Below are 10,257 nucleotides of genomic sequence, written 5' to 3' on the forward strand. Positions count from 1 at the left end.
TCACGGACTTCCGCGCGCCCGTCGGCCGGGCTGACCGAAAGTCAGGGAGATTCCGTGTGCAGAGGCGCCACGTGGCCGGGATCCGGGCCGGGCCTACTCCGAGGGTTCACGCAGGCGCACGGCGAGGGCGGCGATGTCGTCGTCGAGGCGTCCTCCGCTGTAGTGGAGGAGGTCGCGGTGAAGAGCGGTGAGCAACTCGTGGGGCGGTGTCGGGGGCTGTTGGCGCATCCAGGCCGCCAGCGGGAAGAACTCGCCGTCGCGGGCGCGGGCTTCGGCGACCCCGTCGGTATAGAGAAGCAGCAGGTCGCCGGCGGCGAAGTCGAAGGTGTCGACGTTGTAGTGATCGCCGATCAGCTCCGCGAGGTTGAGCAAGGGCGAGGGAGTGGTGGGCTCCAGGGCACGGAGTTCCCCGCGGTTCAGCAGCAGCGGCGGGGGGTGCCCGCAGTTGAGGATCTCGATGCGCCCGCCCCCGTGCGGGATCTCGACGAGAAGGGCGGTGGCGAAGCGCTCCATCGTCCTCTCAACGGGAAAGGCGGCGTTGTAGCGGGTGCTGCTGGCGTCCAGTCGGCGTGCGACGCTGACCATGTCGGCCTCGTCGTAGGCCGCCTCCCGGAAGGCGTTGACGATCGCCGCGGCCGCCCCCACGGCCGGCAGGCCTTTGCCCCGCACGTCACCGATGAGCAGCCTGACCCCGTATCCCGTGTCGACCACCTCGTAGAAGTCCCCGCCGATGCGGGCCTCCGCCGCGGCCGCGAGATACAGCGACTCGATTTCGACGCTCCCGAAGCGGCGTGGCAGAGGACTCAGCACCACCTGTTGCGCCGCGTCGGCGACGAGCCGCACCTGGAAGAGGGTCCGCTCCCGCTGGAGCCGTACGTGACTGCCGTAGGCGGCCGCCACGGTGACCGCGATGATCCCGGCAGCCGTCCACCATGTCCCCAGACCGGGGAACACGATGCTGAGGCCGATCATCAGAAAGAGGCAGACGGTCCCCAGCAGAACCGTGGGGAGCACCGGCCACATGGAGGCGGCGAGGGCCGGAGCCGCGGGCAGGAGGCGGCTGAAGGCCATTTGCGGGGGAGTGGAGTACGCCAGGCTGGCGATGACGACGGTCAGGATGACCGGCGACAGCCGCACAAGCATCCCCCGGCCGTGGCGACGACGGAGCCGTGGCCGTCCTGACTCGATCACATCACACACAATATCTACGTAATGAGGGCATAGCGCCCTGACGGATCCGAGTCGGCCGCCACCCGTCCCCGGACCGACTCGCCGGCCCCGTCGGCGTCGCACCTGTTCCGCGCCGCTCCGGCGGGCATGGAAAGCGAACGTACGTCCGATATTTCCCTTGCGTGGGCGGCTGCCAAGCGGGTGTCTCCGTACTTCTTCCGCAGCCCGAGGGTCCCTGCCGGTGCCCGTTCGCCGCACAGCCGATGGGCGAGGGCGGATCACCCCTGCCGGTCGGGGACGGCCTTCGCCCAGCCCTGGGCGACCGTCTGCCTCGCCTTCTCCAGCTGCGCGTCCGTCGGGAAGTGCGGCGTTCCCTCGACCGTCGGCAGCCGTGCGGCGGCGGCCTTGTCGAGAGTGCCGTCCTGCCTCATGGCGTCCATGAGTACCGGGCGGGCATAGGCGCGCAGCCGGAGGTTCTGGCCCTCCGGGCTGAAGAGGTACTCCTGCCACAGGCGGGCGGTCGCCGGGTGCGGGGCGTTCTTGTTGACGGCCAGCGCGTAGTACTGGGCGAAGCTGCCGTCGAAGGGGATCGCGACCTGCCAGTTCACACCCTTGTCGCGAAGCTGGTCGGCGTACTGGAGGTTGATGTAGTCCCAGTTGATGCTGATCGGGGTCCGGCCGCTCGCGACTGTCGTCCAGTTGGAATGGACAGGGTTGAAGTTGCCGCGCCTGTCGAGTTCGGCGAAGAAGTCGAGACCTGGCTGGACATTGCCGAACGACCCGTTGTTCGCCAGCGCGGCCGCGTAGACACTGGCGAAGGCGGTGGCCGAACGGGGTGGATCGCCTTCGAGCGCGACGTCGCCCTTGTGGCCGGGTTTCAGCAGATCGGCAAAGGTCTCCGGACAGGGTTTGACCCGGCCGGCGTCGCAGCCGATGGAGATGTAGCCCCCGTAGTTGTTGGACCAGCGGGCCTCCGGGTCCTTTTGATTGCCGGGGATCGAATCGTAAGCGGCTACTTTGTACGGCGCGAGAAGATTCTGCGCCGCCGCCTTTCGTGCGAACGTGTCGCCGACGTCGATCACGTCGGGTGCTGTCGGCCGGTTCCCCCTCTTGCTGAGGGCGTCGATCTCGTCCTCGCTGTGGCCCAGCGGGTTCTCGACCGTGACCTTGATCCCGTACTTCTTCTCGAAGCCGTTCATCAGGGCGCCGTAGTTGGCCCAGTCACGCGGCAGCGCGATCGCTCTGAGCGTGCCCTCTCGCTTCGCCGCGGTGATCAGCGCGTGCATGCCGCCCATGCTCTCGGCGGACGTGGCCGCCGACGGCTTCGCGGGGCCGGCGGGCGGTGTCTTCTCACAAGCGCTCAGGCCCAGTGCCACAAGAGTGAAACAGCCGAAGACCGCCGCTGCTCGGGCACTCGCTGTAGTCACGGCTGCTCCCGGACGTACGGGGACGAGATGGTCACCTCGACCGACTGCCCGCAGTGCCACCGGCTCCCGAGCGGCGGGCCCTCGCGCTGCGCCTCCCGGCTTCCTCGGCTCCACGGCACCGACAAAGGGGTCATCGAGGTCAGGGTACCCGGCCGCGTCGACGGCGGAATGCCGCACGGAAAGCCCGAGGTCACCGACGTCAGCGCGGCGTCGAGGCCGGGGGACGGCGGCTACCCGCCGCACCTCACAGCGCGGTGTCGTCCCATTGGTCGAGCAGGAGTTCGCCGAGGTCGTCCGCCTCCGGCGTGGCGTCGTTGCGCAGGGACTGTTCGGCCCAGATGACCTTGCCGGTGGCCGTGTAGCGGGTTCCCCAGCGTTCGGAGAAGCGGGCGACCAGAAAGAGCCCACGGCCGCCTTCGTCGGTCAGCTTCGCCCGGCGCAGGTGCGGCGAGGTGCTGCTGCCGTCGGCGACCTCGAGGATCAGGGTGCCCGCGTCGGGGCTGCCCATCGGCTCCGTGCGCAGCAGCCGTACGGCGATGGGCTCGGCCCCGTAGCGGATGGCGTTGGTGATCAGCTCGCTGAGGATGAGTTCGGCGGTGAACCCGACCCGCTCCAGTCCCCACTCCGCAAGTCGACGGGCGCAGGCGGTGCGCACGGGCGCCACCGCCGCGGGGTCGCGGGGCACCTCCCACTCGGCGACCTGATCCGGTCCGAGCCGGCGCGTGCGGGCCACCAGCAGCGCGATGTCATCCCGGGGCCGGTCGGACAGCATGGCCTCCATCACCGCCGCGCAGGTGGCCTCCGGCGTGCGGGCGGGCCCCCTCAGGGCGTCGCGCAGGGCCTCCAGACCGACATCCAGGTCCCGGGTGCGGTCCTCGATCAGCCCGTCCGTGTAGAGCACCAGTCGGGAATCGTCGGGCACGGTCAGCTCGGTGGTCTCGACCGGCAGTCCGGCTCCGAGGCCCAGTGGCGGGGAGACCGGCAGCTGGGGGAAGTCGACGGTTCCGTCGGGCTGGACCACCGCCGGTCCCGGGTGGCCGGCCGTGGCGATGACCAGTTGCCCGGATGTGGGGTCGTAGACGGCGTACTGGCAGGTCGCTCCCGTGACCACCCCCTGCCCGTGCTCCACTGCGGTGACCTCCTCGGCGTCGATCTGCGCCACCAGCTCGTCCAGCCGGCCCAGCAACTCCTCCACGGGCATGTCCAGGCTGGCGAAATTGTGCACGGCGGTGCGCAGCCGGCCCATCGTCGCCGCGGCGTGCAGACCGTGGCCGACGACGTCGCCCACGACCAGCGCCACCCGGGTACCGGACAGCGGGATGACGTCGAACCAGTCCCCGCCCACCCCGGCCTCGGCCGGCAGATAGCGGTAGGCGACCTCGAGGGCGGACTGCCTGGGCAGCGCACGGGGAAGCAGGCTGCGCTGCAGAGTGACGGCCATGTCGTGTTCGCGGGTGTAGCGGCAGGCGTTGTCGATGCACACCGCTGCCCGGGCGGCCAGTTCCTCGGCGAAGGAGATGTCCTCGTCCTCGAACGACGGGGAACCCGTCGCGCGCCAGAAGATCACCACGCCCAGCACCACACCGCGGGCGCGCAGCGGCACGACGAGCAGGGAGTGGATGCCGTCGTCGAGGATCCGCCGGGCACTGTCGGGCTGCTCGGGCGGCCGGACGTCCGAGGCACTCAGGTCCGCGACCAGGACCGGGCGGCCCTCGGTCATCGCCGTGGACACGGGCTGGGCCGGGAGGAGCCGGATCAGCTCGCGGACGGGGTGGAGGGGATGGCCCGCGTCGAGACCCGCGACGGCGGTGCTGCGCAACTCGCCGATCCCGTCGGGCGCACCGGAGATCTCCTCGCCGCGCAGGACCGGTTCCAGCAGATCGACGGTCACGATATCGGCGAACCGGATCACCGCCACCTCGGCCAGTTCCTCGGCCGTGTGCTTCACGTCGAGCGAGGTACCGATCCGCAGTCCGGCGTCGTAGAGCGACTGCAGCCGTTCGCCCGCCACCTCCGCCCGGCCGGTCAGGACCCGCAGCTCGGTGGTGTCCCGGAGGGTGACCACGCTGCCGGCCGGTCCGTGCGGTGCGGTGAGGCGCTTGCTGACCGCGAGCAGCCGGTCGGCCGCCAGGCACACCTCGTCGGTGGCGGCGCGGTCGGAGGCCAGCAGCTCCGCGAGGCCCTCGTCCAGCCCCAGATCGGTGATGTGCCGCCGCTCCGCGTCCGCCGGCAGGTCCAGAAGCCGTCGTGCCTCGTCGTTGGCCAGCAGCAGTCGGCCGTCACCGCCGACGATCAGCACTCCTTCCCGCACCGCGTGCAGCACCGCGTCGTGGTGCTCGTACATCCGGGCCATCTCAGTCGGCCCCAGGCCGTGCGTCTGCCGCCGCAGCCGTCGGCCCACCAGGGCCGATCCGCCCGCGGCGAGGACCAGGGCCGAGGCGGCGCCGCCGAGGAGGACCGGCAGCTGGCTGTTCACCCGGTGCTGCACCCTCTCGACCGTGACGGGCACGGAGACGATGGCGATGACCGAACCAGCGGGATTCTTGACGGGCACCGCCGAGACCACGGAGAGCCCCAGCGAGCCCTTGAACGTACTCGTGAACGGCTTGCCGTTCGCCGCCGCCGCGTAGGGCCCGATGACACGTTTCCCGATCTGGCGCGGGTCGCTGTTGGCGAGGGTGATCCCGTTCAGCCCGTACACGATGACGGCGTCGACGCCTGTGGCCTTGCGGGCCGCCTCGACGTGCGGCTGCAGCTCCGCGGTCGGGTCCGCGCTGTTCAGCGCCGCCACGATCCCCGGGGAGTTCGCGAACGTCTGCGCCACGGCGAGTGTCCGGTGGCGGGCGTCCGCCATGACGTCGCGTTGAGCCTGCACAACGAGCGCCACCAGGGCGGCGGCGACGAGCAACATCACAACCGCCAGCTGGAGCAGGAAGACCTGGCCCGCGAGGCTGTGCACGTTCAGCAGCGAACCCGACCGCCACGCCTCTCCCGCCTGACGCGGCGGACCGGACCGGCGAGCCCTCGCGGTCACATCAGGTGGATCGTGCCCGGATCGACCCGGTACCCCACTCATATCTCCTTTCTATCGTCTCTCGGCAGTCGACCACGAAACGGCGGGGACGGACTGCTCCGCTCAGGGACGGTGACGAGCGCGGGGGCCCTGCCCGGTTTCCGGGCATCACCGGTGACGATGTGCCCCCGGTCCGTGTGGCGCACGCCGTGCGCTCCCTACAGCATGGCCCTCTGGGGCTGTGTGGACACGACGACGACGGTGGTGGTACCGGCGGTCAGCGCCGTCTTGAACTCCTGCTCCAGATCCTCCGCGGTCTCCACGTCGACGGCCCGGCATCCGAAGCCGCGGGCCACGGAGGCGATGTCGAGTCCGGGCAGGTCGAGGCCGGGGACGCCCGGTGTCTCCTCCAGCACCGCGAAGGATTTGAGGATCGAGTACTCCTGATTGCGCATGACCACATACACGATCGGGAGGCGGTGTTGGGCCGCCGTGTAGATGGCCTGCACGGAGTACTGGAAGGAGCCGTCGCCGATCAGACCGACCACCGGCCGCTCCACGCCCCGGTCCCGGTCGCCGAGCGCGACGCCTACGGCGGCCGGGGTGCCCCAGCCGATGCCTCCGCTGGCCGTGGCGAAGAACGATCCCGACCGGGTGGTCGGCAGCCACTCGATCTGCTGCGCCATCGTCGAGGTCGACTCGTTGACGATGACCGCGTCCGGCGGGCGGACCTTGTTCAGGGTGGCGTAGACCTCGGGCGGGGTGAGCGGCATGTTCGGCGTGGGCGGCAGCGTGCGGGGCCGCGGCATCGGGTCCGGAGCGGCCCGCGTGCGGCCGTCCTCGACCATGTCCAGGAGCAGGTCGATGGCCAGCTTGGTGTCGCCCAGCAGGCTGTCGCCCACACGTGCGGACGCGGCCACGTCGGGGTTGCCCGTGATCTGGAGGAGTTCGGTGCCGTCCGGCAGGTAGGGGCCGGGCACGTAGGGGTAGTAGCGGAACACCTCTCCGCCGATCACGATCACCAGGTCGTGGCCGGTGAGCCGGTCACCGATGGTTTTCACCGACATCCCCAGCGGGCCGCCGAACAGGGGGTGGTCCTCGGGGAAGGAAGCGCGATCCAGCAGGGGGGCACCGTAGACGGCCGCCCGCAGCCTTCCGCGAGGGCGACGGCTCCGTCCCAGCCGCCGGCGCGGTCGACCTCGGGCCCGAAGACCAGTGCGGGACAGCTGCTGGCGGAGATGCGGTCGGCGAAGGCGCGCAGCCGTCCCTCGTCGGGGGCCACGCGGTCGCTCACCGTGCGCACTCGGGTGAAGCCTGCCAGGGGCCGCTTCCAGTCGTCCATGGGGACGGAGAGGTAGACCGGACCGGCCGGCGGCTGCAGGGCCATCGCGTAGGCGCGCATGAAGGCCTCGGGGACGTCCTCGGCGCGGGCCGGCTCGTAGGACCATTTCACCCAGGGCTTCGGCAGCTCGGTGGCCTCACGGTTGCCGAGATAGGGTTCCCCGATCACCAGCTCCCGGTGCTGCTGTCCGGAGGTGACGATCAGCGGCGTGTTTCCGTGGTAGGCCGCCACCAGGTTGCCCACCGCGTTGCCCATCCCGGCCGACGAGTGCAGGTTGACCAGAGCGGGGCGGCCGGTGACCTGGGCGAAGGAGTCGGCCATCGCGATGACGGACGCCTCCTGCAGTGCCAGGACATAGGTGAAGTCTTCGGGGAAGTCCTGGAGGAACGGCTGCTCGGTGGAGCCGGGGTTGCCGAAGACGGTGGTGAGTTCGAGCGTGCGCAGCAGGTCGTAGGTCACGCTGCGGACGGTGGTTCGCTCAGACATGGCTGCTACCGGCCCTTCTTGCTGTCGGATGAGGCGGCGGGCGTCGTCGGGACGGCAGACGTCTGATCGCCTCCACCCCGACCATCGATCCGATGCGGGGCCGGAGACCTGCGAGGCGCCGGTGGCACGGCGGTCGCGCCCTGGCCCGCCGTGCGCACGGGGCGGTGACCACGGCCGATGCCTGACCTGTGTGGGAAACGTCGGCGGTGCGAGAGCAACCCGGGAGGACATGTCGACTCCCTTGGACTGTCTGACATATGCATAAGAGCACTGGTTCGTGACGGTCTGCAACCGGGCGGAGGGCCGGAGGTGTCCCCTGTGGACTCTGCGAGCGAGAGCGCCGATCCCCGCGTCACCTGTACGGTCGCTGCCCGGCAACGGGCCGTCGTGGAACTCGCCTCGCGGCAACCGGTCTCCCGGATCACCGTCGCCGAGCTGGCCGAACGTGCCGGGGTCACGCGGGCGACCTTCTGCAACCGCTACAGCACCCCTCTCGATCCGCTCATCGCGGCCCTCCACGCGGGCTTGGAGACGGGACACCGGCTGGAGGACCGGCGCCGCGCCGAGGGATGCCCGGGCCCGGAGCTGCTGCGGCTGGCCGTCACGGAGGTCGCTGACCACGTCGAACGGTTCGCAGGCGTCTACCGGCACGCCCTCGACGACCCGGCGGACCGTGGTGTCTACGACGCGCTGATCCGCCATTTCGACGGCTACGCCCTCGACCACCTCACCCGCGCCACCAGTGCCGACATCCCCGACGCCGACCACCGGGTGATCGCCCAGTTCCTCGCCCACGGCTTCGCCGGAGCGATCAAGGCCTGGCTCAGTGATCCGTCCACCACCAAGGACGATCTGGTCGCCGCCACTCTGGCATGCGCCCCGGCCTGGTGGGCGGCCGCAGAACTCCCCGCGAGGACACGCGGCCGGGGACCTGGCTGACCGGGGCTGGGTACCCCGCAGCCTGCGGCTCGCGGCGCCCTGCCGCGTCCGTGCGGGGCCGGTGCCCGGCGCCGCCATGCCTTGGCGGGGTCAGTTCGCGAGATTCGCGTGCATCTCCCAGACGAGGACTTCAGCGGGCGCGGAGGCACTGATCCGCTGGCCGCCGCTCGAGGTGAGGCGGACCGCGTCCCCCTCGGACAGCGCGCCGGTGCCTTCGAGTTCGACCGATCCGCAGGTGACGAACAGGTGCAGGTAGGGAGCCGCGGGCAGCTCCACCGGACGACCGGGCATCAGCCGGGCCGCGTGCAGTGCCGCGTGGCGGTTTTGGATGCGGATGGCGGCTTCGCCGCCGTGCCGGGTCATACCGGAGGCGACTGTCACCAGGCCGCCGGACAACAGGTCGTTGTGGATTTCCAGCTGTTCATAGCCAGGCGTCACGCCCGGCTCGTCGGGCACCACCCACATCTGGATCAGGCGCACCGGGATCGTGGGGCGCTCTCGGCCGAGACGCCGGGAGTCGTTCTTCTCCGAGTGCAGGATCCCGGTGCCGGCGCTCATCCTCTGGGCAAGTCCCGGATAGATGACTCCGGAGTTGCCGGCCGAATCCTGATGTACCAGTGCTCCCTCCAGGACCCACGTGACGATCTCCATGTCCTGGTGGGGATGGGTGTCGAAGCCGGTGCCCGGTCGGATGGTGTCCTCGTTGTGGACCAGCAGCAGGCCGTGGTGGGTGTTGCCCGGATCGTAGGGCCTGCCGCCGACCCAGAATGAATGCCTGCCGCGAAGCCATGTCAGGTTGGTCTCCGACCGGTCGTCGGACCGGTGGACATCGATGAGCGGAGCGGGTGTGGTGCCCATGCGTCCGTCCTTCCGAGTCGAGGTGGGGTTGGGTTCGCCGGAAACCGCCGGCTCGGACAGCCCGTGGGGCGTGTCCGTCCGCACCGCGGGCTGCTGAGTGAGGGGCGGGACGAGTAGGGTGCGCGCCTTCCGTGACGGCGGAGGTGAAGTCCGGTTGGACGCCCAACTTCCACGAAAGTAATCAAATGCTTGATTAGAAATATGCCGACGCCTGGAGACCTTGTCAAGCACTCGTTTGAGTTGTTCGGTCCAGGAGGCCTTCGGCCTGGTCGGCGGCTGATGGCGCCCCCTGCAAGACCGCCCGCAGGCGGCTGATCGGCTGGGCCGTCGATGCCGACCGCGTCCCGCTCAGCCGGGCTGCACGACGGTGGTGATCTTCCCCGTCCCGAGGTCGTAGACGTAGCCGCCGATCTTGATGTCGCCGATGCCCGGCGCGAGCTCGGGTGCCGAGCGGAGCTTGGCGATGTCCAGCGGGACCGTCTTGGACGGCTCCAGGACGGCCATCTCCAGGGAGGTCTGTTCGTCCCAGCCGCCGCGGGCGGCGTAGCCGGCGCGCAGATCGTCGTCGGCGAGCAGTCCCGAGCCGCAGTCGGTGTGGTGGATGACGGCGATCTCGAACCAGCCCACGTCAGGAGTCTTGTTCTCATGCAGGTGCACGATCCAGGCGAGGTCCTTGATGAGCGCCGGCGTCACACGGCCGCCGACGTTACGCGCGACGATCGCTTCGCCGAGCCGGACGCCCAGCACAGCCGCGGGCTCCACGCGCGGGTCGATGCAGGTGATCAGGTACAGCTGCTTGAAGGGGACGAACGGGATCTCGGGGACGTCGGCCTGGGCGCCGGAGACCGCGAAAGCCTGGTTGCTCTCCAGGTACGGGGTGAAGTTCGACATGGCTGATTCCTTCAGGAGACGGTGGCAGCCTGGGGCTGTGAGACCGGCACCGCGTGCGCGGAATCGGCGTCCGCGACGCGCGGGCCGGCCCGACCGGCGATGAACCGCGGGCGTGCGGCAGCGAGCCGACC

The 10,257-nt window shown here is 70.3% G+C and carries 9 protein-coding genes; 1 reads left to right on the forward strand and 8 read right to left on the reverse strand.

Annotation, left to right across the window (positions count from 1 at the left end; translation table 11 throughout):
- Window positions 1-93 precede the first annotated feature (93 nt).
- The 6 genes from AQI95_RS35835 to AQI95_RS48475 all read right to left on the reverse strand — a co-directional run bounded on the left by AQI95_RS35835 (window position 94) and on the right by AQI95_RS48475 (window position 7,438).
- The gene (locus AQI95_RS35835; RefSeq protein WP_067134033.1) at window positions 94-1,143 is read right to left on the reverse strand and encodes a PP2C family protein-serine/threonine phosphatase; all 1,050 of its coding nucleotides are present in this window, start codon (window positions 1,141-1,143) and stop codon (window positions 94-96) included.
- Between the two features lie 305 nt (window positions 1,144-1,448).
- Window positions 1,449-2,597, reverse strand: coding sequence for an ABC transporter substrate-binding protein (locus AQI95_RS35840; RefSeq protein ID WP_067134036.1), 1,149 nt, complete (start codon window positions 2,595-2,597; stop codon window positions 1,449-1,451).
- Window positions 2,594-2,731 (reverse strand): hypothetical protein, encoded by a 138-nt coding sequence (locus tag AQI95_RS47555; protein ID WP_159056640.1) that lies wholly within the window; start codon window positions 2,729-2,731, stop codon window positions 2,594-2,596. Before AQI95_RS47555 ends, AQI95_RS35840 begins: the two co-directional genes overlap by 4 nt.
- A 110-nt stretch (window positions 2,732-2,841) precedes the next feature.
- Window positions 2,842-5,673 carry a SpoIIE family protein phosphatase gene (locus tag AQI95_RS35845; protein WP_079071744.1) on the reverse strand — a complete coding sequence of 944 codons (2,832 nt, stop codon included), beginning with the start codon at window positions 5,671-5,673 and terminating at the stop codon, window positions 2,842-2,844.
- Window positions 5,674-5,828: 155 nt separating this feature from the next.
- Window positions 5,829-6,671: a thiamine pyrophosphate-dependent enzyme gene (locus AQI95_RS48470; RefSeq protein WP_208614347.1), complete on the reverse strand. Its 843-nt coding sequence runs from the start codon at window positions 6,669-6,671 to the stop codon at window positions 5,829-5,831.
- Window positions 6,668-7,438, reverse strand: a complete 771-nt coding sequence (locus AQI95_RS48475) for a thiamine pyrophosphate-binding protein (protein WP_208614348.1) — start codon at window positions 7,436-7,438, stop codon at window positions 6,668-6,670. The genes AQI95_RS48470 and AQI95_RS48475 overlap by 4 nt, the downstream gene beginning before the upstream one ends.
- Window positions 7,439-7,756: 318 nt before the next feature.
- Between AQI95_RS48475 and AQI95_RS35855 the strand changes: the two genes are divergently transcribed.
- Window positions 7,757-8,377, forward strand: a complete 621-nt coding sequence (locus AQI95_RS35855; RefSeq protein ID WP_244188955.1) for a TetR/AcrR family transcriptional regulator — start codon at window positions 7,757-7,759, stop codon at window positions 8,375-8,377.
- Window positions 8,378-8,467: 90 nt separating this feature from the next.
- Here AQI95_RS35855 and AQI95_RS35860 read toward each other — a convergent pair whose 3' ends face one another.
- Both AQI95_RS35860 and AQI95_RS35865 read right to left on the reverse strand, forming a co-directional pair.
- Window positions 8,468-9,319, reverse strand: coding sequence for a pirin family protein (locus AQI95_RS35860; RefSeq protein WP_244188956.1), 852 nt, complete (start codon window positions 9,317-9,319; stop codon window positions 8,468-8,470).
- A gap of 264 nt (window positions 9,320-9,583) precedes the next feature.
- Window positions 9,584-10,126, reverse strand: a complete 543-nt coding sequence (locus AQI95_RS35865) for a carbonic anhydrase (RefSeq protein WP_067134048.1) — start codon at window positions 10,124-10,126, stop codon at window positions 9,584-9,586.
- Window positions 10,127-10,257 lie beyond the last annotated feature (131 nt).

The organism is Streptomyces yokosukanensis, from assembly GCF_001514035.1.
Classification (GTDB): Bacteria; Actinomycetota; Actinomycetes; order Streptomycetales; family Streptomycetaceae; genus Streptomyces; species Streptomyces yokosukanensis.